The organism is Tritonibacter litoralis, assembly GCF_009496005.1.
GTDB lineage: Bacteria > Pseudomonadota > Alphaproteobacteria > Rhodobacterales > Rhodobacteraceae > Epibacterium > Epibacterium litoralis.
In genome coordinates this window covers 31,682-54,758 of sequence record NZ_WIBF01000016.1, presented here as the reverse complement: position 1 = coordinate 54,758, position 23,077 = coordinate 31,682, and the positions used below count along the sequence as shown (strand labels likewise).

Sequence of the window (23,077 nt, the reverse complement as noted above, 5' to 3'; positions counted from 1 at the left end):
GTCCAACGATGTCCATCTCTCCGGATTGCGTGCGCCTTGGCGTAAGCCCCGCCCACGGTCCGACATCCTTCGACCGCGCAAAGCGGGTCGGATCATCAATCGCAGATTTGACTGTCAGGGCGACGATCGGACCGACACCTGGCATCGTTATCATCAAACGGCAAACATCGTCGTGTTTTGCCAGACCCGCGATTTTGGCATCCAAGTCAGCCAACTCGGCGCGCAACTGGGAACGCGCGCGCAGAAGAGCCTCAGTCGACGCCGACAGGATTTCATTCTGCTCAACCAGTTCCCTCACCCGGGCCTCGTACCTAATCCGGGTGACATGCCCCAGCTTCATGCCAAAGTTTCGCAGAACACCCCGCATCGAAAGCTCAAGGTTGATGATGGCCTGCTGAACTGACTTGCGCGCCGTCAGCAACGCGCGGATTTCCTGGGAGGACACAGATTTGCGGTGCACGGGCCTGTACCATCCCATTTGAAGCAAGCGCGCAATGCCCTGGGCATCGCGCCTATCGGTCTTGATCGGCATGGCTTTCAAGGCTGCCTTCACCAATCGTGTTTCCATCATGACCACGTCAAAGCCAGCTTCTTCCATTCCCTTGCTCAGCCATTGGGACAAAGGTCCGGCTTCGAGCCCGATCGCATCGATCGAATATGACAATGACGCTATTGCACGTACCAATGCCTCAGGCTCGCTCTCCGCCTGTAATTCTTCAACGATCCTCCCCTGTGGCCCCAGCACACAAATCGCAGTGCTTGCCAGAGATACATCCAATCCGATAAATACATTCATGTCGTTGCCCTTCTATTCTTAGGAATTGAGGCGCATGGAAACATACGACCTCGTAGACGCGCTGCAGGCGCATCAAGGGCAACGGCACTTCAGATCATGCTGACAAACAAGCGAAACGTGCTCGATTCGCCGAAAGCCCCATTACGGCATCTTTGCCTTTTGAGTGGGCAGCGGGCCTTAGGAGGCTGAGAAATAGGTCTTGAGGCTACCCCTCGCCTACCAGTCGCGCGCCATCATGATGGTCAGCACACGCATGGTGGTGGTAGAATTGTCCGGGGCCTCGGCCCCGTAGCGGAAGTCGGAATCCGCCTCGTAGAGATCGATTTTCCAGAACACGGTCTCGCCCCGGATCTCGACCGCCCCGAAATCATGCCATCCTTCGGGATCATTCTCGGGCTCGAAGGTCTCGAACATGCCCGTGGCCTTCACCGCCTCGGCCATGAAGCCGTCACCAGCCTCCATAATCGAGCGGGTGACATGCATGCGGCCCTGGATCGGCTGCGCAGGTGCCACTCCGAGGCAAGCCAGCTTGCGGAAGGCGTCATTCTGGGCGGCAATAACAACGCTGTCGGGGCGGTCTATCTGAGGCTGTGCGGTGGTGGTCATGGGTTTATCCTTTGAGAGGTTTGAAACACCCTTCCCAAAGCCCACTTTTCCTTTACCGGCGCGTGTCCCCTCAAGCGGCCCGGTTGGCCTCCCCTGCCCTACCCGCCTCCGACCGCGCGATCAGGTAGTCGCAGGCACGCTGCGCATCAGCGGCGTGCTTGAAGATCGCGCCCTTGTCAGAGCGCAGAACCCGTAGCCAGTTGTAGAGATACGCTGCGTTCATCTCGAGCGTATGCGCTGTGAATCCGAGCATCTGGCCAAGGAACACCGAGGTCAGCTCTGCGACTTATCCTGACAGTCAAGCTCGAAATATGCCTTGTCAGTGACCGCAGACATTCGTGCGAGCTGCGGCTAATGCCCGGAAAGAGCCCAAAGTTCCAAATGCTGCGGTTTACATGGAAGTCGGCTTCACGCGCTCAATCTCGAAGGTCACATGTATTCAGATGGTCATTCACGATGCCGACTGCCTGCATCCAAGCATAGACAATGGTTGGCCCGCAAAACCGGAAGCCTTTGGTTTTCAGGTCTTTGGAAATGCGTGTAGAGAGAGGCGTTGATGTCGGTATGTCCTGGGTTCGGTCCCAGGAACTGATCAAGGGTTCTCCCTCTACATAATTCCAGCACCATTGGGAAAAATCTTCGATCTGAAGGTAGGCGCGGGCATTGCCTATCGTGGCGGCAATTTTCCCACGGTGTCTCACTATCCCATCGTTTGTCAGCAGGCGTTCAATTTCAACGTCTCCCCACGACGCAATGACCTCTGGATCAAATTGGCAAAACGCCTCTCGAAAATTCTCACGCTTCTTCAGAATCGTAATCCAACTAAGACCCGCCTGAAATCCTTCAAGAACGAGCATTTCCCACAGGGCGCGGCTGTCTCTGACAGGTACGCCCCACTCAGTATCGTGATAATCAACCTCAATCTGTTCAGTGCTGACCCAATCGCATCGCACGATAGTGTTTTTTGTATCCTCTGCCATTATGCACTCTCTGGCAGGGAAAGGAACTCGATGGAAACGCTGGTGGGATCGATCAGTTCCGTCAGGGCCAGAAAGGACGGGCGCGCGGCCATCAGATCATTGGATGCAACACCCTGTTCGTGTGTCTCCCAGTGATAGAGGTCAACCCAATACCCCTCATCATCAATGTACAATGTCTGGCTGATGAAGCCGGGGAGTGTTTCAAGGTCGGACAAAATGCCGTTTACGGCAGAGACCATTTCATCATTTGAAACTGTTGGCTTTGCCTTCCATTTTACAACTTCGACAACGTGTTTGCTCTCCATTATCGCGTCCCTTCATATGTTTGTTTGCCCAAGGTCACCGCTTCTTAGCTTTTCTAGATGTTCTTGATTAGAGATAATTTCTGAACCATTGTCGCGAAACATGAACAGTAGATTCTACGCTCAAGCTGAAGTTCTCGTTGAGGTCGTCCGGCAAGGCTCGATGACAGCGGCGGCGGCGGCGCTTCGGCTTTCCAAGTCAAATGTCAGTCAAAAAATTGCAGAAATTGAGAATGATCTCGACGCTGTGCTCTTGAAGCGCAATACGCGTGCGATTGAGCTGACGCCCGCGGGTAAAAGAGTATTCGATCTCTGCGTGAAGGCCGTGGATGCACTACAACTCGCTAGGGGAGAAGTGGAACACGAACTTCAAAGTGCAGTCCCTCAGGGAGTGGTGTGTCTTTCTGGTTCTAACCTTTACCTGTCTGAATTCATCATGCCGTTGCTTCCAAGCTTGCGTGAAAACCTTCCATTGGTTCGTATCGATCTGGTTGGAGGTGATCACATTGTAGATCAGCGCGCCGAAGCGGTCGACCTTCGTATCAGGGTGGGAACCGTGGATACCGATGGTGTAAAAGTTTACCCGCTTGCACCATTGGAACGCGTGTTATGTTTGCACAGAGACTTTCTGCGTGATGCAAAAGTACCCACCGACCCGAGCGGCTTATCTGGTGTCCCACTTATTCTGCGCTCACAAGAAAACCCTGAATGGGTGCTCCGAAACAATGGCAAGTCAACAAAGCAGAGTGTCACCAACCCTGTATTGCGGGTGAACAGTTATGAATTGTGCGTTTCCGCTGTTCGCTCTGGTTTGGGGGCCGCAGTGCTGGCCAAGGCTATTGTACAGAAAGATATGGATGATGGAAGCGTCGTTGAACTACTGCCCAGTTGGAAGATCGATCCAATTCCGGTTTCACTGGTTGTGCCAGTTTCCAAGCTGCGCAGGCCAGAAGTGTTAGCGGTTTCTCGGTACATCGTTAGTAGATTTCACAGAGGTCGTGATTTCTGAATGCAGCCATTGGAAAACCGTTTGGGAAAGTCCGTTTCGTCCCGCAGTGCGGGAGTTCGTGACCGCCCTGGCGAACGGCCGGTTAGCCAACGTACATGAAAACTCTCATTGCTCCGAAAACTCCCTGATCACATCGCGAATACGCTCCCGCTCTGCCTTTAACGCGGATCGCTGTGCGCCCGATAATCGCTTCTCTTTCAGAAGTAGTTTGGCGTCAGCCTCCGCCCTCTTCCAAGCCGGAAGATGCCGGGCCCGGATACAGGCGTTGGGACACTTTGTCGGCTGGCAGAGCGCAGTTTGCGGCTTGCTCTGGTCGGTGGCCGCCTTGAGACAAAGGGCCATCGTGGGATCGAAGAAACAATCTGCCAAAACGCCAATGTGAAACGTGCGGGCAAGATCGCCCAGCATCGTCCGCAGCCGTCCCCGATCGGCGATACGCGCGGGAAGCGAGTCAAGTTCGTTGACTGTTTCCTCGAACGAGACCGTCAGACGGGCCGCCGCCGGGCCACCGAACGTGTCACCGACCCGGTGTGCGTCGAAATATTCCAGGATGTCATCCAGTTGGCCGTACCGATGCTCTTGATCGACCTGTCGCATAAATCCGGACGGGCTCGATCCCGCATATCCTTCGAAGGCGGCGACCGAGGCGTGCTTGTACTGGATCATGCCAGCGATCGTGCCAAAGGGCCGGTTGGCGATGTGCCACGCGAGAGTGCGGCGAAACTGGCGGGTGGTGATCTTGAACACCTTGTCCATGTGCGTCGTCGGGATCGACTCGACCGGATCGTTACTCGCCAATTCGGCATTGATATGGTCTCGGAAAGCGTTGAGGGAGCGCACGATCTCCGTCGACAGATGGGTCTTGCCCGCAGCCTTCACGTCGAGAACGGGCCAGAGCGTGTCGATGCCGTGCGCGACGCAGGCGTCCTTCGAGAGCCGTTCGAGGACACCGATCACCTCGGCGACTGGCTCTATCGTGATCCAATCTGCCGGAACCCCCGCCGCGCGCTTCCATTTGTACGCCGTCGAGCGCACCCGGTATCGCTCGATTAGCCCGTCCTCGCTGCGCTTGATGTCCAGACAGCCGGGGCGCATCGCCTGGACTTCGCAATCGCGCATGCCGGTCAGATAGGCGCAGAGGATGTATCCCGCTGCCTGCAACATACGCTCTTCGCGCTTCACCGCCAGATGATCGAAGCCCGAACGCCACGGCCGTTCGGTATCCGGGTCGCAAGAGACGGGCGTGTCGAAGCCGCCCCGTTCGACCCCGTGTTCAGCCATGTGGCGTTCGACCATCTGCCTCGCAGATTTCCGCATCCTGAGATGGCTTCCGGGGCTCATCCGCACATCAACACCCGCAACAAGATTCAGCAGATGCCAGTTAATCGGTGGGCTGTCCGCACTGTCGCGCGTCGCTCCGTTCGTCGGCTGCGCCCAGATCGGCACCCCGCGGCCTTCCCGCGCTCTTGCTGCGAGCCAGCGCTCAATCCGGGCGTAGCGCAAAGCAAGTGCATCTTTCCGGGGGCGATCCCGATCCGTCTTTACAAGACGCTCGGCACGGTCTGCTATTGCAGACAACTCGGCACGCGCAGCGAAGATGTCGCCCGCGAATACCTGCACGTATTTGAACGCCCAGTTCAATAGAGGCATCAGGATCGGCTCTGGAATGCGGGCCGTCCGGTTCTCCTGCGATTTCGAAGAATACCCCACGACGGACGCAGAACTCTGCCCTGGCCAGGGCTCGAATTGCAGACCGCCGCCGGGAAGGTGCATGCGATAATGATGCAGATGCCAGATCGGCTTGAGCAGCAGGGCGTTAACCGCCGGCTGCCGTGCCTTCGAGGTCATGACGGATTTTGCGTATCGATCCAGCAGCGCCTGATCGACTCCGGCAAGATCGACCGCGCCCACTTCATCATGAACAAACTCGAAGAATGGCCGTAAGTGATTGAAAGCCTGCCGGATACTCGCGGGTGGCAGGGGAGGTGCCCAGCCTGGAATGCGGATGTTGAGCCGTGCATGGAGATATGCCCGCATAGCTGCAGCCATCGCCGGGTCTGGCAGCGTGTCGAACCTGACGGTGCAATGGCATCGCCGCGCATTCTCCCGGAACACCGCCGGGCTCAGATCCCAGTGCTCGTCATCGTATCGCGAGAGCGCCCGCCGGTCATATCCGGCACGGAGCGGCGCATGCGTCAGGACCGGCCAGTAGGATCGATTCTCGAAATCGGGCTCAGGATATGATGTTTGCACTTCGATCATTGTGTAGCCTCAGGCGGCAGATATGTCGGCGGCGGATCGACTGCGAGTGAGGCCCGTGCCGTCGCGATCACCTCCTCCGGGAACGACGGCAGCACCTGCTGCGTGATCCGCGCGTGGACATGCCCGAACTTGGCGGCCCACTCCTCCGCGCCAAGCGCAGCCCTTTGGGCAACGATGAAATCCAGAAACCCCAGGATGGCGGGCAGCTTGCGTTCCGAGATGACCGCGTTGCGACAATCGAGACAGCCCCAGAAAGGATGGCTGCATGGCGCGCCGGGACTAGAGAACGGGCTGTCATAGAAACCCGAACAACTCGCAAGCCAGACATCCTGAATGTCTGCCGACGCGACGTGACCATCCCCTTGCGGCGGGATGCAATGCCGTGTGTCCGTGTGAGAGTCATCAACCGCTGGAACCGGGTCGGTCGTCACCGCCGCACCCGGTCGTATCGCGTCCTCCAAAGCATCGACGACGGTCGCCTCGTGAAGCGGACGCAAAGACGGAATATCGGCATAGTGTCGGGCGGCGATATCGACCGAATGTCCGACCGCGAAGCGCGCCATGTGGCCGCTGGTCTTGAGATACCAGAGCGCCTTGTGCGTCTTACGTAGCCGCGAGAGCAGCAGTGTGAGGGGGTGCCCGTCGTCATCGACGATGCCGTGGCGCGCTATCCAGTGGCTCAGCGTCAATTTGGGGTGCCGAACGACCGAACGGAAACCGCAGGCATGGTAAAACACAAAGAGCGCATCGGACGACTCGAACTGTCGCGCAGTTTGGGTCATCTTCACGATGGCGCGGATCAGACCACCGGGTGTCGTCGGTCCACCGTCCCGCACGCGCATCGCCTTTTGCGCAAGCCCGTGGGCGCGGCGTTTGGTGTAGCGAAGGGTGACAGTGCCAGCCGACGCATTGCTCAGGCAGTTGGTCTTGAGAGCCTTGACGCATTCGATCTCAAGGCCGGTATCGAGACTGAGCAATGTCAGTAATGGCGGAAGGTCGTGAACCGTCAGATAGAACCGGGCATAGATACCGTCGAGAAGCGATGACGTTGGCAGACCGCGTGAATAGAGCGCGCGGTAGAGGGCGGAGCTCGCCTTGTCATTGCGCGGAAGAAAGCCGCGTCGGGCGACCGCTTCATGCAGGGCGACGGCCCTCTGCCGAATGACCGGATCGGTGTGCGCAATCAGCGTCTCGGGCAGGTGCCCATCTATTCGCCGCATCATCATTGCGACATCGGCACGGGCCGCATCGCGCAATTGCCGGGCGACAAAGGGACTGTAGGCATCACGTGATCGGGGGCGCTCGAAGGGCCGTGCGTTGGTATATCGCAATCGGTCGCGCAGGCTTTGCGACACCCGGTCGGGCTGGTCCGCGTCGATCTCGCGGAAAACGACAACGGCCTTCGACAGGATCGTGAATGCATGGACCCGGCTCTTGCCTTCGGCATCCAACCAATCCTCGAACCCGTCGATATGCGCGGCTTCGATCTGACGACACGTCGTAAGGTTGGGCGCTTCCGACGCCAGAAAGGCGAAGAAAATGCGTACTGTGTTGGCATAGGCCATCACAGTCGAACGCGCGCCAAGCGGACCGCCGACCTCGGCCAGTCTACGAATGGCCTGGGCGGCGTCAATCGCCAGCGGCCGAGGCCGCAGGTCGGTGAAATCGAGCTGGGCGGTCCCGCCTGATCGGGCCACGATACTGAACCGCAGACCAGTCACCGAACTGGGTTCATGCGCGTCGACGGTGCCATCATCGGCTGAGAAGGCGGCAACGCGGCCCTTGCGCGGTCTGGCGGTCATAGAACGTCACCATCGCTCACAAGCGCAAGAAGCCTTTCCACGGCAGTATCCACCGTATCCGCCTGCGCCGCAATCTGGTCGAGATAGACATAGGTCGTCGTGATGCTCGCATGACCGAGCAGCCGCTGCACCTGTTGCAGCGGATCGCTCAAAAGCTGGCGGTAGGCCTCCATGCCGCTGACGTCATGTGCGGTATGACCGATCTGTTGTTCGATCAGCATGGCCAGCATATGGACGGCGAACGTATGCCGGAGCTGATGGGGCGACAGCCGGATATCGAGGCCCACACCGCTACAGCGCCGGCTTGCGCGCAGAAATATCGCCTCCCAGGAATTGAACCGAACCGGCAGCCCGATCTCTGACAGCCACAGCGCGGCTGGCGCATAAGGCACGCCCGCCTTGCAAAGAACAAGCCGCTGACGTTCTTCCGGATCGAACCGGTCGATACGGGCGCTGGAACCGTCTGGCAACGTGAGCATCGTCCGATTGCCTTCGGACCACTCGACAAAAATCGGCCGTGTGGTCCTGGTCCAAACCGATCGCGCCTTGAATTTGGCGATGGCACTGGCGCGCTCGATCTCGATGTAATCCTGAAGCCGCGCGATGACGCGGCGCGGGATCAGGATCGTCCGGCCACGATTGCCTTTGGAAACCGGTGGCGGCAACTCGAATCTGATTTGTCGCGGAGACCCTTCGCCAATGTCCTCGGCATCGACTTCGCAGGCCAACAGAGATCCCGCCTCTTCGAGCCGTAGCCCAGTCGAAACCAGCAGATCGGCAAAGAGCGCATTCCGCGTACCATTGCGGTCCCGCGCACCGGGCCGCTCGTGTCCCTTTCGCGTCAGGCCCCGGAGACCGAGCCTGTTGAACAGCCGATAGGTCTCCAGTGAAGCAAAATGAGGATGGGACGGCGCGGCGGATGGCTCATAGGCCATGTTGCGTTCTGTTTGGGCCGAGCGGCGCCCAGCAATACCACGCTTCCAGACTTGCCGGTGCCGAAATGGACTGACAGCAATCAACTCCCGATCCACGCCCCACCGATAGAGCTTGTCAAGCGATGCGACGGAACGGTTCCAGGACGACGCGGAAATGCGATGAGAAGCACCGCTGCGTCGTCTTGTGCCGTGAAAGGCGACGACGTCATCATGTGACACAGACCAAACGGAAGTCGTGCGAGCCTGTTCCAGAAATCGAAGCCAGACAACAATGTCGTAACCGATGGCACGCAGCGTGTGCCGGGACCGCGTGCCGTTCAACGGAAGTTCCAGGAAAAACCGGTCGAGGTAGGGGTCATAAATTGTTCCATCGGCAAGGATCGTCGGAATGTCCCGATCAAGACCATCTACGTTGCGGGTCTCCTGAAGCCTAATATCACGTTCCACACCACTGCCCGCCCAAATAGCCCATGCCTGTGCACTTCATCCGACGGCGGTGATCAGGCCAGCCACCGCCAGCTTTGTGGTGAGCGCGGCGTCTGGCCTGACCACCCCCTGCGTTGCGCAACTGGCCTTGAAACCAGAAACGAACAGATGGTGCAGACTGTCAAGATAACGCGACGATCTCCTCGCGCGCGTAGGCCGTGTTGCCGAATTTCGAGAACCCGAAATCGCGATTGAGCCGATGCGGGGCTTTCGTGGCATGGGCCAGCTCATGCGCCCAGACCCCGTAGAAATTGCGCGGATCGTGGAACCGGGTGATGGACGGCATATAGACCTTGTCCACGGGCGGTAGGTAGTAGGCTTCCGTTCCCGTGAAGACGGTCGTGATGTCGATCGCGTCGAAAAACGCCTTCATATGCGGGATGGGCTCGGACGGCGGATGCTCGGGCGTTGGCTCCGGATCGGGGAAGAAGCTCTCGGGCAGGCCCTCGATCTGGCAGGCATTGAACACGCGGTAGGATTTCTGGAAGCGGAACACGCGGGCCTCCTCTGAGTGGTCATCGCTCTCCGCGTGCTCATCCTCGCCGCCGGCGTCTTTCCGGCTTTGGCCGTAGTAGACGACGACAGAGGACTTCTCGCCCTTGCGAACCTTCGCGTCCAACGCATTGGCCTGCGGCAGCGTCATCCAGAATGGCGAGCTGTGGCCCGCCATCACGGTGCGCATGGTCAGCAGGAAGTTGTTCACTCCTTGGTAGGGTTCACCGCCCACGCGCAGGGGGCGCGAGCTGCCGCCTGCCGTCCAGGGCTTGCGCCATGGCAGGACGCCGCGCTCGATGATGCGGATGATTTCGTTCGTGATGACCTCGGAGGCATCGAATTTGGGCGTGCGGGAACGGGCCATCGCGGGCGTCCTTTCGAGTGTTGGTGAGAGGGAATGGTGATCAGGTTGACTGGCGGGGGCGCGGATCGTTGGCGATCCTCGCACCGAGGGCTTAGACCATGTCGATGTAGGTGGTCAGCGAGACAGACTGGCCGGCACCTGAGTGGTCAGCGTCGACCGATCCGCCTCGCGCTACTCGCGGCAGGCTCGCGAAGGCGATGACGTCACTGATGGGTCGGATATCGATGAACGGGGTCCCTCGAGCGACCGCAAGCGCGGCCAAGGGAAAGCGCTCGATCGGCGCGAAACTCGACACGGTGGTCCAACCGAGATGGAGGAATGGCCCACCCTCCCCGCAGATCACACGCGCGTTTGGTAATGACGCCGCCTGCTTCAGATAGCCGAGATCACGCAGGACGGTCTGGCGTTCGAGCCGCTGTGCCAGCGCCGTCTGGCCAGCTCGGCGCAGCTCTCTATGTCGCCACCAGGAGGCGGCGGTTGCGCGGAGCACGCGCAAGACACCTGTTTGCATGGGAATGCCCTTCATCCGGAACGGCAGACCGGAACCCGGCCCGGACCCATCTGAGGGACCCCAAAGGCCCTCATCCGTCAGTCACAAAACCCGAAGAACACTTTCACTTTTCCCGGCCCCACCAGCCCGGGAAAAGAACTTCAGGGGCCGGCACGGCCCCAGTTTTCTTCATTGCACGCAGAAACTCCGGATCGGCAACGAACATCGGCAATGCCAGACCTAAGAGTTCCATTTTTAGAATTTATATCAATGAATAATGGCAAATCTCAGATCGGCAATTTTTTCTGGCGACTGTCTGACATATCCTGGCGGTGCTTGTCCTGAGCACCGGATGCGACAAGCCTCTTCACTTCGCTGACAGGGAATAGCTGGTACTACGTCCACCAGCGTCATCTTTCTCAAGTGCTCCCAAGTCGATCAGGTCCAGGATGTCGCGATATGCGGTGTCCTGCGAACACTTCTCGATCTTCGCATATTTCGACGTCGTGAGTTTTCCTTCGAACCCATCCAGGAGGCGGTTAAGCATGTCCCGCTGGCGGTCGTTTATGTTGGCCGTTCCGTATTTCTCCCAGAACCGCGCCTTTTGAAACACGGCCTCCAGAATGATCTCTGCGCCATCAAAAGCACGGTCGAGGCAATTGAGGAACCAATTGAGCCAGGCGGTGACATCAAGCCCGCCCTTCTGCGTCGTCTCGAGCATATCATAATAGGCGCTCCGCTCCTGCCGGATTTGGGTCGACATGCTGTAAAACCGCTGTGAACTGCGTTCGGATCGAGCCAACGCCATATCCGCGATCGCACGCGCAATGCGCCCGTTGCCATCGTCGAAGGGGTGGATCGTGACGAACCACAGATGTGCAATTGCGGCATGAACAACTGGATCCGTGTCAGGGACCTGATTGAACCAGGTCAGAAACCGCCCCATCTCTGTATCAAGCCGTGCTGCTCCCGGCGCCTCAAAATGCACGCGTTCACGACCCATAGGTCCTGATACAACTTCCATAGGGCCTTCACGCCACTGCCCCACGGTGATCCGGGTCATTCCGCTTCGCCCGGTTGGGAAAAGGGCGGCATGCCAGCCGAACAATCGCTCTGCGTCCAGTGGTTGGTCATACGCTTGCGTCGCGTCCAGCATCATCTCGACGACCCCATCGACATGGCGATCAGACGGGATCAGCCCGCCGATTTCGAGCCCCAGCCGTTTTGCGATAGACGACCGAACCTGATCTTTGTCGAGCGTCTCGCCTTCGATCTCGCTGCTCTTGACGACATCACTGGTGAGAGTTCGCAACATCGCTTCGTTTCGAAGATCAAAGCCAAGGCCTTCCATGCGTCCCAAGAGCTTGCCTTGTCGGTGGCGGACAGCGGCAAGTTGTGAAGACAGCTTGGCCTTGTCCCAAGAAAACTGCGGCCAGTCAGTGATTTCGTGAATGTAGGTCATATTTTGCGCATTCCTTGCGGAGATTATACCGCATAATCTCGTCAAGACAACAATAACTGCCGCAAAATCTGCGGAGAATACAGGCGGCAATCTCCGCATGCCCCACCTGGAACTCTGAACGTGGAAAAACTGCGTCCCCATCCCATCATGCCGCCTGCCCGCTCAATCGACCATAGAAGCTGCGCTCGAGATGCAGCTCCCCTGCCCCGGCTTTCTCGACCATCCCACGCAGATATCCGCCCGGTGACGCCACTTCGCCGGCGCAATGCTTGTCGAACGTGAGAACCAGCGCCGCAGTCGCGATTTGTGGCCCAAGTCGGTCCTGCGCAATGTTCCAGGCGTGCTCTGAGACGCCGATCATCGGCCTCAACTGCCCTGCAACACGGTGCAGATCGCCCCAATCCTTCAGATATCCGCCCATATTGCGCGCCCAGGACGCAAACTCAGGACAGGCTTGCATGACTGTCGGCAGATCCAAGGCGGCCCCGCGTTTCTTGCGCGTTTCAGCCACCCAATCTTCCAACTCCCTATCAATTAGCTCCTCCGGTGGCGCATTGGGCACCACGCCCGCCGCTTGCTCAGTTTCTGAGCGATTACAGGTTACAGGATTAAGTTGTGTTGTAATTAGTATGTGAGGTTCGGAAATGACCTCCTTGGGGTCCATTTTTTGAGTCTTCTGAAGTACTTGCTCGGTGGCTTCTGCGGTGTTTTCCACAACCTCATCCGCTCGAACTGCCTTGAGGTACGTGGCCTCTACACGTTCCTGGAGCTCTTTGAACCACGCCAAGAGTCGTTCCAGTGCCTCAGAGGCCGTGTTCCTGCGCGGAAGGCAATCCAAAAGATCCTCGAAAAGGCCTGTGAGCTGCGTCCACGGGCCTCTCAGCGCGCCGCTGAGCGCAGCCTCGATCCGCGCCCGGATCATCCGGCGGGACACAGTGATCTGCCGCTTCAGGCGCTGACAGTGCGCGCGCTCGGCCTGCAGCTCAGCGTGTAGCTGCTGAAACTCTTCTACGCGAGCGGACAGCGGCGACAAATCAAAGCCGTAGGCCTCAATGATACGGCCCTCTGCGTCCCTGTGGCCCCAACGCTTGCCATTGGGGCTGTCTTTGAAGGCGATTACACCGCTCTCGGCCAGGCGACGGGCATGGCGCTTGAGCGCAGAGAGTGAAAAGCCCGTCTGCTCCATCAGATAGGCATTGGAGGCCCAGACGATCGGGCGCTGACCCTCTTCCCAATCTTGCGCCTGCGTGAAGGCCCCAAGCGTATCGAGGAGCATCATATCCCCTGCCTTGAGGCCGATATGCGCACCTACGCGTTTCACGGCGACAAAGGCCTGTGTTTTGGGCACGGCTGCTCTTTCACCAGCCTGTGCGTGCTGTTCAGCGACGGCGAGTCCGGCTGTCGCCTTCCGCCACCCCGTGGGTTGGTTGATATTGGACATACCTTCACCGTTCTGAGGCATGACTGTCCCAGTCACTCCATGCGGAGCATCATTGAATTTCGTCATTTTTTAGCTAGGCACAGAAAACCTGTTCGCCCGAAGACGTTTTTCGTTGTTTAGCGATTCGCGGGCTGCTAGGATTGTGGTGTGAAAACAAATCGCGCCTTGTGCGCAGCAGCCCTCGGGACTTCGGTTTCGAGGGTTTTCTTTTTGGTGCCGTTCTCCTTTTTGCTCGTTGCCTCTATCTTGGCGGTTAACAGCTGTTAACCGCCGCTATCCTTCGTGGCTCTCTGATTGGAACCGATCGAAGGAATCCTGAATGAGCTGGTCCAGATTCTGATCCAGCCAATCCGCGAATCTCGTGTTCTCCCCTGCCCGCTTGACGGTGACTGAGAGCCCAGATTTACCGCTTTTGATCTGCACACCGGGAACGGGCGAGCGCTCCTCGACAGATCGTTCTTGCTTACCTCGCTTGCCAATTTCCTTGAGAACGAGGTCCAGCCGTCCGTCGGAGTCGAGATCACCAGATTGACCAAGAACACCCATAACACCCTCCTCCGAGAGTTGTACTTTCTCAAACGCCGTTGCGAGTGTGGTCCATTTCGGGCGCCCTGCCCCTGGAGCTGCGCCAATGGCTTCACCGACAGCCAAGGGTACTAGCCGATTGATACGCTCAAGCTGCGAAAGAGTGTTCTTGCTGATAGCCAAAGCCTGACACGCCTCCGCACGTGAGTAGCCTTGCTCCAGGATCGCGTGCGCGAACCGGACACGTTCATAATAGCTCAGCTCCGCACGGCCGGCATTTTCGAGGCCTTTCGCCATCAATGCATCAGTATCATCGAGCGTCCGGATCAGAGCCCGCACTGGTATCCCCAAGTGGCGGCAGGCAAGTATTCGTCTCTGACCGTAGATGATCTCAAAATGCCCATCACGATCCTTCGAAGGACGTAGAAGGACGGGGACTTGCTGCCCGGCATCAGCGATGCTGGTTGCGAGATCCTTGATCGATTCATTCGGTGCGGCGCTGTTAACAGCTGTTAACTCGATATCCAGCCGGTCCTTGGGTCCCCAAGCCAAGATAAGATTTGTATCGATATCCTGGATGCCGCCGAGACCCGCACGAACAGAGCCGATAGTTCCCTTCGGCAATGTTCGATGAGCTCTATCAGAAGCCCCATCTTTCGACGTCTCAGTCGCCGCAGTAATCGCAGCCATGATGCCGGTTTTGTTTTTACCCATAGCCATGATTACCGCCCCCAAGCCTGTTGAAGCATTCCCGCAATCTCAGCACCAACCGCATCCATGCTGTTCTTTGCGCGATCATAGGTCGATCTGGTCATCTCGGATCGCGCAACCTCGTAGATCGACATCTTGAGCATCGATGCGTCGCCAATAGCCGTACTACGCAGTCCGGTCGCCCCAACAACACGATCCTGAAAAAGAGCGCGCATAAGGCTCACGATCTGCTGACTGGGGATATCGCTCGGATCGTCCCGCGTAATGAGGAAGGAGAAAAAATCATGATCGAGTTTGACGCCCGTGTCCTCGATCACACCAAGATAAGCAGAAGTCATTTCGACAAACTGCTGGGTGGAAGCAAGGTCGAGCATGCTCGGCGTCATCGGCACGATGACCGAAGTCGCAGCGTAGAGGCCGGTCAAAGTCAAGAATCCGAGAGCTGGTGGGCTGTCGATAACCACCACGTCGTAGTCACCCTCAACGGACTGGATCGCCAGGCTGAGCTTCTCAAAGAATGCAACGCCACGACCTGCATTGACCGCAGTTTCTGTTTCAAACTCGCTTAGAACAAGCCGGGCAGGAGCCAAATGAAGGCTAGGGAAATAGGTTTCTACGACGGCCTCGGACATCGGCACCGGGTCTTCATAGCGAAGTGCGTCGTAAATCGACGCCCCTTCAAACTCCAGTTCAGTCTGAATCCCGCAAAAACCCGTGAGGCTCCCTTGCGGATCCAGGTCAATCGCCAAGACCCGGTAACCGTTCAATGCAAGGTAGTGACACAGATGAATCGCAGAGGTGGACTTCGCAGATCCACCTTTGAAGTTCATCAACTGAATAACCTGAAGCTTGTCGCCCTCGCGACGGCCGGGAAGGTATTTGCCGGCCTTACGAGAGCTAGCCTCCAAAAAATGGCGGGCTTGAAGGATCTCTTCACCGGAATAAAAGCGCCGTCCGTTCTTGATTACTTCCGGCTCCGGCAAGGACCCGTCGCTATGGCACTTGCGCAAGAATTGCCCGGTCACCCCTAGAAGATCGGCAGTCTCTGTAGCGCTGAATAGTCTCAAATTCTTGCGTTGATCGGGCGCGTAGGCTTGCTGAAGATGCGTCGTGAGCGCGGTGTGTAGACGCGCTGCTATCTGGCTTGTAAGCTCGGATTGAGACGCCGCTTCGATTGGTGCCGTCTGGAACATGGTTGCTATTTCTCTGCTCGAACGCGCTTATTTGCGCAACTTGACTCTAATGGCCGTGATTCACCATGTTAAGTCAAGGATTTTATCCACAAATTGTGCTGTCGGACCAAAGGGCTACTAGGGAAGCCACGCACCCTCTAGAGTTAACAGCTGTTAACAGCACCCACGAACTAGTGGTACAGCAAGACATCTGTCGTCGATTGGGCGTTGCTCCCAACCGATCCAATTACGGTCCCTCGACCGAAAAATAGGCTGGCGAGAAAGACAATGCATATAGGCGGATTGAAACCAAGCACCGACAGATCTACCGCGGAACAAGGGCCCTAATGGGCCATATGTCGAAGTTACATTGATGCTCAAGAGCCGAAGTTAAACGCCGAAATCACATTCGCATCGCATCAACAAGGTTGGTTAAGACCCTGACGTCTGGCGCGTCAACGGTGCCCAGCAGGGTAGGGGGGCAGCACCGTTGCTTTCCCGGCAGGAACAATAATCGACGTAGAGCACCGCGTAGATAGAACCAGCTCGACTACACCTCGCCGGACCTCAAGACCTGCTAGTTGAGCCCTCGTTGTTTAGGACGGATGAGTGGCGATCCGTGGCAATTTAAGTTCCCGAGTTTGTCCTTAGAACGAACGGTCGGCACTCCCTACAGCCGATGCGCTCGCTCGGCCGCTTCGAAAAAGCGCTGCAAATGAAGAGCGGATACCGTGCTTGCCGCCGCCCAAACTACGGCTCAATGACGCAACTCCTTTACCAGCTTTCTGGGGGCAGGTTGCGCCCAGTTTCGCTGTCCAGATGATCCACGTTGAACATCGATGGCAGTTGCCTTGCGAAGCTCAAAGGTGCAGGAACACCCGCCGACGAAATACTAGGGCAGCGGCCCGGATCAATGTCCAGGTCCTGATCGAAGCGCTTATCAATTGCCGGAGGCAAGCGGGTTCAGCTGTGACGACACCGGAGCTTTTCTCGCGGGCATCCAGTCCTTGTGCATGGTCGAGGATCTGACGATCCAAACTCATCAGGTGGGTCGCGCCATAACGGAGAAGTTTCAGTTCTCGGTCTATGACGCGGTGATCGTGGCTGCCGCGCTGATCGCCGGATGCACGACACTGTGGTGCGAAGACATGCACGACGGATTACTCGTGGAAGAGCAGTTGCGCATCATCAATCCATTCTCCTAACCGCAAAATGGGCGGCAACCTCGCAATCGTTCCATCGGATGGAAGAATTGCAAGGTTGTGATTATTTCGCGGGCTTCAGCAAACCCAACTTCTCCGCCCGTTCAAGCAGCATCCTCACGGACGACGGCTGCCAACTTGTCCGTCCGCGTGGTGTGCGCTCACGCATCGATTCCAGCCGATCGCAGATCGCCACTAGCGTGATGTCCGGGTCCGCGCCCTTGATGGCAGCGACGATCGCGGGCAGGCGGTCGTCGGTTTCGCGACGTCCGGCGCGGTCCAGAACCTCGGCGGGCAGGAACCCGTCGCGCACATAGGCTTTCACTGCGCGCAGAAGGCGGCTTTGCGTCCAGTGGCGGTCGTAGGGCAGGGGGCCATTGATGATCCGCAGCACATCTTCCCAGGCCATATCGGGTCGAAGTCGTCGGACATGTGGTACCCAGTCCTGCGCGGTCTCGTTCAGCCGCTCCATGTAGCCGTCTTGCCGCGCGAGCCGCACCTTGCGTAGCGCCGCTGGATCGCGGGCGCGTAGGCCCGGGTTCCCGCCGACCCGGCCCTTAGTACGGGCACTCGCCAGCCCCGCCTTGGTACGTTCGCGGATCAGCGCCCGCTCAAACTCGGCCGCGGCGCCCAGAACCTGCAGCGTGAACTTGCCTTGTGGCGATGCCGTGTCGATGGGGTCCTGGAGAGAACGGAAGAAAGCCCCTTTGGCCTCCAGACGTTCGATCACCTCCAGCAAGTGCGACAGAGACCGTGCAAGCCGGTCTATCCGAACGACAACCAGCGTGTCGCCGCTCTGGACGCGTTCGAGCACGCGGGCAAGTACTGGCCGCGCACGATTGCCGCCTGAGGCGTGTTCTTTAAAGATCTCTACGCAACCGGCAGATTGAAGGGCCTCAGACTGGGGCAGGGGGGTCTGATCCTCTGTGGAAACTCGCGCGTAGCCTATCAAGGGCATCAAATCATGCTTTTTGCAGTTTTACATATCACTAATAAACGACTGATTGAAAACAATGTTTAGTCTTTAGGGTGCCGCTAAATTACACATCAAGACCGTGCAAACTGCCAACGCGGGGAAAGCGTAGCAACTTTTTGTCAGCGTGCCTTTCTTCGGATCAACAAACAAATCGCGTCGGCGCACTAATGGTGCGAGGCTGCGCCTTTTGCCATCATGAGGTGGTGCTCCTGGTGATGCGCCCCGATGGTCATCAGGCCAAAAAAGCCAAGTCCCTGAATCTGCGCGGCATCGCCATCGACATTGAGCGCCACCCCATCGTCGAGATCCTCCTTCACAACGTCCCAGCCGGTTTCAGCCGCGAGAAAGGGCGCATGGGCGGGCACCATGGCGCGGATGGCCTCGAGAACACGGGGGGTGCCCCGAATCTCGAACCGGGCCCCTTCCGGCCGCAGGGTGCGGGTGACCACGGCCTCCTGGGTCAGAAGGTCCATATCGACCAGATGGCGGCGCAATCCGTCGATATCGACCCGCTCCCAATCCGTCTCGGGATCGGCTTGAAGGATCGCAACGATTTCCGCCAGGGCGGCAAAGGCCGATTGCCCGGTTTCCTGTGGTCCACCCATGTCATGGCCAGTCGCGGAATGGGCATGCTGCGCGGCCACGGGTGCGGCCATCACTATGGCAAGGAGGAGGGGAATGAGACGCATGGACGGGTCCTTCAATGCGGTGCTGTCATCTTTACGCTAGCAGGGGCGGATGCATCGCAATATGATTTCAATCATATGTTGCCAAACCCCTATGATCTTATCCCGAGCTCAGCCCTGCGCCCAGTTTCCGGCGCGATTGGCGATGTGGTGTTTCATCAAGGTGACCCCACCCATGGTCTCTATGTCGTGCAAACCGGACGCGTGCATCTCGAGCGGGTCGGCCGAAATGGCGAGCGGTTCATCATTCACCGTGCTCAAGCCGGGACAAGCTTTGCCGAAGCTTCGGTGTTTTCAGAGGTCTATCATTGCGATGCGGTCTGTGTTGAGGCCGGAGCGCTGACCCGGATCGACAAGGCTGCCGTCTTGGCCGCCTTTGCCGACCCGGCATTTGCCCGCGCCTATGGCCGTCAGGCCGCTCAACAGATACAGGCGCAGCGACAGATGCTCGAGATTGTCGGCATTCGGCGCGCAGAGGACCGGGTAATGGCGGGGTTGGTCGCGGGCCTGCTCGACGGCTCCGTCGTCGAGTTCGCCGCCCGGTTACAGCTGAGCCATGAGGCGACCTACAGGGCGCTGCGAAAGCTCGTGCAGGACGGGCGGGTCACAAACCCGGCCCGCGGGATTTATCACCTGCGCCCGTGACCCGATCAGCTGTGGCTCGCGAAGACCGAGGTCACCCCGTCGGAGCCGACAAGCAAGGTATCAAAAGTGTCACCTGCCCCGGGACCGCCCATGCCGGGCGAACTCATCGGCATGCCGGGAACCGTCAACCCGCGCGCCATCGGTTGCTCTGCCAGCAGCCGCGTGATGTCAGCGGCAGGCACGTGGCCCTCGATGAAATAGTCGCCCACGACCGCTGTATGGCATCCAGCAAGCTCTGGTGCGATTTGCAACCGCTCTTTGAACGCCCAAAGTTGATCCTGATCGACGTCCTGCGCCTCGACTGCGAACCCAGCCTGCCGGACATGATCGACCCAGGCGGAGCAGCATCCACAGGTTGGCGTTTTGAGCACCTTCAGAAGGGGTGCCGTGTCAGCGGCAACGGGTATTGCCAGGGTGGCAGCCGCGCCTGTCATCAAAAATGTGCGTCGTTTCATTGGAAGGTCCTCTAGGAGTTGTCAGGGAGTTTAGCGTCTTGCAACGCGCTGTCGAGCGGGTCTGCACGGGCGGGATGCGTGTGAGAGGTCATCTCAGCTTTTCGTTCGATGGGTTTGCTGCGCGCGCAGCACTGCAAAAAGCGCAGACAGAGCGGTGGCACCGCCAAGGGCAAGCGCGGTCCAGGTGGCATTGCGGACATCGCCGTTCATTGCGGCGCTGCCGAGGTGCGCCAACAAGAAACTGGCCGGAACGATCCCCGCCAGTGTGGCCAAGGCGAAGCGCCACAGATGCAGCGGACTGAGACCCGCGGCGTAGCTGATCAGATCGAAGGATAGAAACGGCAGCAGCCGACTGGCAAAGACAATAAGTGTCAGCGTGTTTTGTGACCCTAAAAGGCCCGGTGTCTTTTTCATCCCGAATTGGCGTTCGACAAAAGGGCGTCCCAGACTTCGGGCGAGCAGGAATGCGGCGATCGCCCCGACCTCTGCGCCGAGAACCACAAGGATCGTCCCGAAAGTGTGACCATAAGCGGCACCGGCAGCCAGCGCGATTGGGGCTGAGGGCAGAGGGCTTGCCACGATGGCCAAACTCATCAGCGCAACGACCAGAAGCGGACCGAAAATCCCTGCGGCATCGATCCAGACCTGCAATTTGTCACGGTCCGGCCAACCGAAGGATCCATCAAAGAGGCCGAATCCGAGCAGAAAAACAGCCAGGGCAAGGACAATCACAATAGGGAGTATTCGTCTCAGCACAGTTCAACACTGACGAGATCAAACAGGTAAGCGGCGGACAAGGCATCCAGATGACCAGATATCAACCGCGCAGAGCGCCCCATAGGGTACGCTAAGGTCCAACCCACATATGGGGACGCGGTATTGAAAAAGAGTTCCATCATAAAGGCCCACATAGACCTTCCAGCAACTAGAGGGTCAACAGGCCCTGAGCCAATTGATACATTTTGCGACAAAGGAAGTTCGGGTCTTTCCCGAAAGATCAACCTATTCTGCCTCTTATGACGCGTGATTTTCATTCGACGGCCGTGATGCCGAAAAAACCCCAGTCTCCCGGGGCGGACCGCTGATGTCATCTCAAGCGCATATCCTGGTGGTTGATGATCACGCTGAAATTCGTTGCTCGGTGACGCGCTATCTTGAGAAAAACGGGCTGCGCGCCACAGGCGTCAGCGACACAAAAGAGATGGATGCACAGCTTGCCCGGAACGCCATCGATCTCATCGTACTCGACATCATGATGCCGGGGGAGGATGGAATTGCGGCATGCGCCAGATTGCGACAGGAGCGCCAGACGATCCCGATCCTGATGCTGACGGCTCTCGGCGAGGATGACGACCGTATCATGGGGCTCGACACCGGGGCCGACGATTATCTTTCCAAACCCTTCAATCCGCGCGAACTGCTGGCGAGGATCAACGCGATCCTGCGACGCGCTGGTGACGCGGTGCCGCCGCATGGCGGGTCTTTTGCGGGCAAGACAGCCTGGTTTGCGGATATCAAATTCGACCACGATGCCCGCCACGTCGTGACGCCCGATGGGGGGACCACGGCGCTGACCACGGCCGAAGCCAAGCTCCTGACAGTGTTTCTCGAACGCCCCCGGATGGTCATCAGCCGAGACGATCTTCTCGCTTTGAGTGCCGGTCGTATGGCGGGACCGCTGGACCGGACGATCGACAATCAGGTGTCGCGACTGCGCCGCAAGATCGAACCTGATGTCCTGCGCCCGCGCATCATCTCGACGGTGCGCAACGGCGGCTATTGTCTGAACGCCGATGTGGAGATCGAGGCGTGATGCGGATGGGGTTTCGCACTCAGATCGCGCTCTTGGTGGTGTCGGTCTTGTTTGTCGCGCAAAGCGTGGGTCTGTGGCTCTTTGTCGATGAGCGTTCGCTGGCCGTGCAGGCCGCCATCGGCAGTGAAGCGGCCGGGCGGGCGGCCAATGTGGCACGGCTGATCGAGGAAGCCCCGCTGGATCTGCATGACGAGATCGTAGCAGCGGCCACTTCTCCCTTGGTGCGCTTTGCGTTGAGCGACACGCCCGAAGTGACCCATACGCATCATGACCAGAACGGGGCCATCGAGGCACGGGTTCGCGCGCTCCTGAACGATGGATACAGCCGGGACATCCGGGTCGAAGTGCATGAGATCGAACAGGGGCTGCTGCCCTTGCCGAACCTGTCGCCGGAAATGGCCGAGATGCATGCCGAAATGATGCAAGGCACTCTGGCTGCAATCGAAATGGAACTCTCGATCGCCATTGAGGGCGGGCGGTGGCTCAATGTCGGCACGCGGTTCGAACGCCCGCCGATCCAGTGGTCCTGGGCATCCACGCTCTCTTTCGCCCTCACCGTCGCCGTGCTGCTGCTTGCCATCTTCTGGTTTCTGCTGACACGCCTGACCCGCCCCCTGAACGATCTTGCCCGGGCCGCGGAGGTTTTGGGGCGCGGCGGCGGGCATGAGCCGATCGCGCCGACGGGCCCGCGCGAAGTCCGGGACCTGTCGGCCGCCTTCAATGACATGCAGGCGCGGCTAGCGCGCTTTGTGTCCGACCGCACGCAGATGCTGGCAGCGCTGGCCCATGATCTCAGATCACCGCTCACAGCGCTGCGCGTGCGCGCCGAGCTGGTCGACGATCCCGAAACCAAAGAAGGGATCTCCGCGTCGCTCGACGAGATGCAGGACATGGTGGAAGCCACGCTCGCCTACGCACGCGGTGTCGGGCGGGATGAAGCGCTGGAGGAGGTCGACATCAGCACATATCTGCTGACGCTTCATGGCGAGACCCGTGACGCGCTTGACCTGGTGGCCGGGCCGGACGCCCGGCTGCAGATCAAGCCAAAGGCGCTGCGGCGCGCCTTGCGCAATCTCATCGACAATGCGCTGCGCTATGGGCGTGATCCTGCACTCTCGTGGGAGATGACCGATGACAGCATCGACATCATCATCGACGATCAGGGGCCGGGCATCCCGGAGGCTGATATTGATGACGTGTTTCAGCCGTTTCTGCGGCTTGAGCAATCGCGCTCCCTGGAAACCGGCGGTCATGGCTTGGGGCTTTCGATCGCGCGCAGCATCGTGCTGCAACATGGAGGATCGATCGCGCTGTCGAACCGCGCCGAGGGCGGTCTCCGGGCGCGCGTCTCTCTGCCCATCGCGCGTCCTGAGACATCCGTATCCCGGAGTTCAGACGCTCTCGCGACAGACGGGTTTGCCCGCCGCCAAGCAGGCTGACCCAGACCGTTTCGCAGTTCGTG

At 58.7% G+C, this 23,077-nt stretch carries 21 protein-coding genes and 2 pseudogenes; 5 read left to right on the top strand and 18 right to left on the bottom strand.

Annotated elements, in window-relative coordinates; translation table 11 throughout:
* The 5 genes and pseudogenes from GFB49_RS18960 to GFB49_RS18940 form a co-directional block, all read right to left on the bottom strand.
* Positions 1 to 796, bottom strand: a 796-nt coding sequence (locus tag GFB49_RS18960) for an IS110 family RNA-guided transposase (protein ID WP_153217582.1), incomplete at its 3' end; no start/stop codon positions are given.
* A 216-nt stretch (positions 797 to 1,012) separates the two neighbouring features.
* A complete protein-coding gene (locus GFB49_RS18955; protein ID WP_153217580.1) occupies positions 1,013 to 1,402 on the bottom strand; it encodes a DUF3768 domain-containing protein in 390 nt (129 codons plus the stop codon).
* A 70-nt stretch (positions 1,403 to 1,472) separates the two neighbouring features.
* Positions 1,473 to 1,688 (bottom strand): annotated as a pseudogene (locus GFB49_RS18950) (zincin-like metallopeptidase domain-containing protein); the annotation flags it as partial.
* Positions 1,689 to 1,818: 130 nt separating this feature from the next.
* On the bottom strand, positions 1,819 to 2,382 hold the full coding sequence (locus GFB49_RS18945; protein WP_068246780.1) for a DNA-3-methyladenine glycosylase I: 564 nt from the start codon (positions 2,380 to 2,382) through the stop codon (positions 1,819 to 1,821).
* Positions 2,382 to 2,687 carry a hypothetical protein gene (locus GFB49_RS18940; RefSeq protein ID WP_068246777.1) on the bottom strand — a complete coding sequence of 102 codons (306 nt, stop codon included), beginning with the start codon at positions 2,685 to 2,687 and terminating at the stop codon, positions 2,382 to 2,384. The genes GFB49_RS18945 and GFB49_RS18940 overlap by 1 nt, the downstream gene beginning before the upstream one ends.
* A 100-nt stretch (positions 2,688 to 2,787) precedes the next feature.
* On the opposite strand from GFB49_RS18940, the gene GFB49_RS18935 reads away from it, so the two are divergent.
* Positions 2,788 to 3,693: a LysR family transcriptional regulator gene (locus GFB49_RS18935; RefSeq protein WP_082705188.1), complete on the top strand. Its 906-nt coding sequence runs from the start codon at positions 2,788 to 2,790 to the stop codon at positions 3,691 to 3,693.
* Between the two features lie 105 nt (positions 3,694 to 3,798).
* On the opposite strand, the gene GFB49_RS18930 is transcribed toward GFB49_RS18935, so the two are convergent.
* The 9 genes and pseudogenes from GFB49_RS18930 to repA form a co-directional block, all read right to left on the bottom strand.
* Positions 3,799 to 5,955 carry an integrase gene (locus GFB49_RS18930; RefSeq protein WP_153217578.1) on the bottom strand — a complete coding sequence of 719 codons (2,157 nt, stop codon included), beginning with the start codon at positions 5,953 to 5,955 and terminating at the stop codon, positions 3,799 to 3,801.
* A complete protein-coding gene (locus tag GFB49_RS18925) occupies positions 5,952 to 7,757 on the bottom strand; it encodes a hypothetical protein (protein WP_153217576.1) in 1,806 nt (601 codons plus the stop codon). Before GFB49_RS18925 ends, GFB49_RS18930 begins: the two co-directional genes overlap by 4 nt.
* A complete protein-coding gene (locus tag GFB49_RS18920; RefSeq protein ID WP_021100879.1) occupies positions 7,754 to 9,139 on the bottom strand; it encodes a tyrosine-type recombinase/integrase in 1,386 nt (461 codons plus the stop codon). Before GFB49_RS18920 ends, GFB49_RS18925 begins: the two co-directional genes overlap by 4 nt.
* A 169-nt stretch (positions 9,140 to 9,308) precedes the next feature.
* Positions 9,309 to 10,037 (bottom strand): annotated as a pseudogene (locus GFB49_RS18915) (ArdC family protein); the annotation flags it as partial.
* 91 nt (positions 10,038 to 10,128) lie between these two features.
* Positions 10,129 to 10,548 (bottom strand): hypothetical protein, encoded by a 420-nt coding sequence (locus tag GFB49_RS18910; protein ID WP_343032640.1) that lies wholly within the window; start codon positions 10,546 to 10,548, stop codon positions 10,129 to 10,131.
* Between the two features lie 346 nt (positions 10,549 to 10,894).
* Positions 10,895 to 11,989: a Fic family protein gene (locus tag GFB49_RS18905; RefSeq protein ID WP_110796953.1), complete on the bottom strand. Its 1,095-nt coding sequence runs from the start codon at positions 11,987 to 11,989 to the stop codon at positions 10,895 to 10,897.
* A gap of 145 nt (positions 11,990 to 12,134) precedes the next feature.
* On the bottom strand, positions 12,135 to 13,430 hold the full coding sequence (gene repC / locus GFB49_RS18900; protein WP_153217572.1) for a plasmid replication protein RepC: 1,296 nt from the start codon (positions 13,428 to 13,430) through the stop codon (positions 12,135 to 12,137).
* Positions 13,431 to 13,703: 273 nt separating this feature from the next.
* The gene (gene repB, locus GFB49_RS18895; RefSeq protein ID WP_246149800.1) at positions 13,704 to 14,675 is read right to left on the bottom strand and encodes a plasmid partitioning protein RepB; all 972 of its coding nucleotides are present in this window, start codon (positions 14,673 to 14,675) and stop codon (positions 13,704 to 13,706) included.
* 2 nt (positions 14,676 to 14,677) lie between these two features.
* Positions 14,678 to 15,859, bottom strand: a complete 1,182-nt coding sequence (repA, locus tag GFB49_RS18890; protein ID WP_153217568.1) for a plasmid partitioning protein RepA — start codon at positions 15,857 to 15,859, stop codon at positions 14,678 to 14,680.
* A gap of 923 nt (positions 15,860 to 16,782) precedes the next feature.
* On the opposite strand from repA, the gene GFB49_RS18885 reads away from it, so the two are divergent.
* Positions 16,783 to 17,043: a PIN domain-containing protein gene (locus GFB49_RS18885; protein ID WP_194269407.1), complete on the top strand. Its 261-nt coding sequence runs from the start codon at positions 16,783 to 16,785 to the stop codon at positions 17,041 to 17,043.
* A 61-nt stretch (positions 17,044 to 17,104) separates the two neighbouring features.
* Here GFB49_RS18885 and GFB49_RS18880 read toward each other — a convergent pair whose 3' ends face one another.
* On the bottom strand, positions 17,105 to 17,998 hold the full coding sequence (locus GFB49_RS18880; RefSeq protein ID WP_153217566.1) for a recombinase family protein: 894 nt from the start codon (positions 17,996 to 17,998) through the stop codon (positions 17,105 to 17,107).
* Positions 17,999 to 18,180: 182 nt separating this feature from the next.
* On the bottom strand, positions 18,181 to 18,705 hold the full coding sequence (locus tag GFB49_RS18875) for a hypothetical protein (RefSeq protein WP_153217565.1): 525 nt from the start codon (positions 18,703 to 18,705) through the stop codon (positions 18,181 to 18,183).
* A gap of 75 nt (positions 18,706 to 18,780) precedes the next feature.
* Between GFB49_RS18875 and GFB49_RS18870 the strand changes: the two genes are divergently transcribed.
* Positions 18,781 to 19,347: a Crp/Fnr family transcriptional regulator gene (locus tag GFB49_RS18870; RefSeq protein ID WP_153217562.1), complete on the top strand. Its 567-nt coding sequence runs from the start codon at positions 18,781 to 18,783 to the stop codon at positions 19,345 to 19,347.
* A gap of 5 nt (positions 19,348 to 19,352) precedes the next feature.
* Here GFB49_RS18870 and GFB49_RS18865 read toward each other — a convergent pair whose 3' ends face one another.
* Positions 19,353 to 19,802 (bottom strand): DUF411 domain-containing protein, encoded by a 450-nt coding sequence (locus GFB49_RS18865; protein ID WP_153217560.1) that lies wholly within the window; start codon positions 19,800 to 19,802, stop codon positions 19,353 to 19,355.
* 93 nt (positions 19,803 to 19,895) lie between these two features.
* A complete protein-coding gene (locus GFB49_RS18860) occupies positions 19,896 to 20,453 on the bottom strand; it encodes a TVP38/TMEM64 family protein (RefSeq protein ID WP_425505247.1) in 558 nt (185 codons plus the stop codon).
* Positions 20,454 to 20,886: 433 nt separating this feature from the next.
* Here GFB49_RS18860 and GFB49_RS18855 point away from each other — a divergent pair, with 433 nt between their 5' ends.
* Complete coding sequence (locus GFB49_RS18855; protein WP_153217558.1) at positions 20,887 to 21,615, top strand: response regulator; 729 nt, start codon at positions 20,887 to 20,889, stop codon at positions 21,613 to 21,615.
* Positions 21,616 to 21,620: 5 nt separating this feature from the next.
* Positions 21,621 to 23,054, top strand: a complete 1,434-nt coding sequence (locus GFB49_RS18850) for an ATP-binding protein (protein ID WP_425505246.1) — start codon at positions 21,621 to 21,623, stop codon at positions 23,052 to 23,054.
* Positions 23,055 to 23,077: the final 23 nt, after the last annotated feature.

Excerpts from the sequence above, each read along its gene's own strand:
- GFB49_RS18955 (WP_153217580.1), bottom strand. The coding sequence starts at position 1,402 with ATGACCACCACCGCACAGCCTCAGATAGACCGCCCCGACAGCGTTGTT.
- GFB49_RS18945 (WP_068246780.1), bottom strand. The coding sequence starts at position 2,382 with ATGGCAGAGGATACAAAAAACACTATCGTGCGATGCGATTGGGTCAGC.
- GFB49_RS18940 (WP_068246777.1), bottom strand. The coding sequence starts at position 2,687 with ATGGAGAGCAAACACGTTGTCGAAGTTGTAAAATGGAAGGCAAAGCCA.
- GFB49_RS18935 (WP_082705188.1), top strand. The coding sequence starts at position 2,788 with ATGAACAGTAGATTCTACGCTCAAGCTGAAGTTCTCGTTGAGGTCGTC.
- GFB49_RS18930 (WP_153217578.1), bottom strand. The coding sequence starts at position 5,955 with ATGATCGAAGTGCAAACATCATATCCTGAGCCCGATTTCGAGAATCGA.
- GFB49_RS18925 (WP_153217576.1), bottom strand. The coding sequence starts at position 7,757 with ATGACCGCCAGACCGCGCAAGGGCCGCGTTGCCGCCTTCTCAGCCGAT.
- GFB49_RS18910 (WP_343032640.1), bottom strand. The coding sequence starts at position 10,548 with ATGCAAACAGGTGTCTTGCGCGTGCTCCGCGCAACCGCCGCCTCCTGG.
- GFB49_RS18905 (WP_110796953.1), bottom strand. The coding sequence starts at position 11,989 with ATGACCTACATTCACGAAATCACTGACTGGCCGCAGTTTTCTTGGGAC.
- repC (WP_153217572.1), bottom strand. The coding sequence starts at position 13,430 with ATGTCCAATATCAACCAACCCACGGGGTGGCGGAAGGCGACAGCCGGA.
- repB (WP_246149800.1), bottom strand. The coding sequence starts at position 14,675 with ATGGCTATGGGTAAAAACAAAACCGGCATCATGGCTGCGATTACTGCG.
- repA (WP_153217568.1), bottom strand. The coding sequence starts at position 15,859 with ATGTTCCAGACGGCACCAATCGAAGCGGCGTCTCAATCCGAGCTTACA.
- GFB49_RS18880 (WP_153217566.1), bottom strand. The coding sequence starts at position 17,998 with ATGCCCTTGATAGGCTACGCGCGAGTTTCCACAGAGGATCAGACCCCC.
- GFB49_RS18875 (WP_153217565.1), bottom strand. The coding sequence starts at position 18,705 with ATGCGTCTCATTCCCCTCCTCCTTGCCATAGTGATGGCCGCACCCGTG.
- GFB49_RS18870 (WP_153217562.1), top strand. The coding sequence starts at position 18,781 with ATGTTGCCAAACCCCTATGATCTTATCCCGAGCTCAGCCCTGCGCCCA.
- GFB49_RS18865 (WP_153217560.1), bottom strand. The coding sequence starts at position 19,802 with ATGAAACGACGCACATTTTTGATGACAGGCGCGGCTGCCACCCTGGCA.
- GFB49_RS18855 (WP_153217558.1), top strand. The coding sequence starts at position 20,887 with ATGTCATCTCAAGCGCATATCCTGGTGGTTGATGATCACGCTGAAATT.
- GFB49_RS18850 (WP_425505246.1), top strand. The coding sequence starts at position 21,621 with ATGGGGTTTCGCACTCAGATCGCGCTCTTGGTGGTGTCGGTCTTGTTT.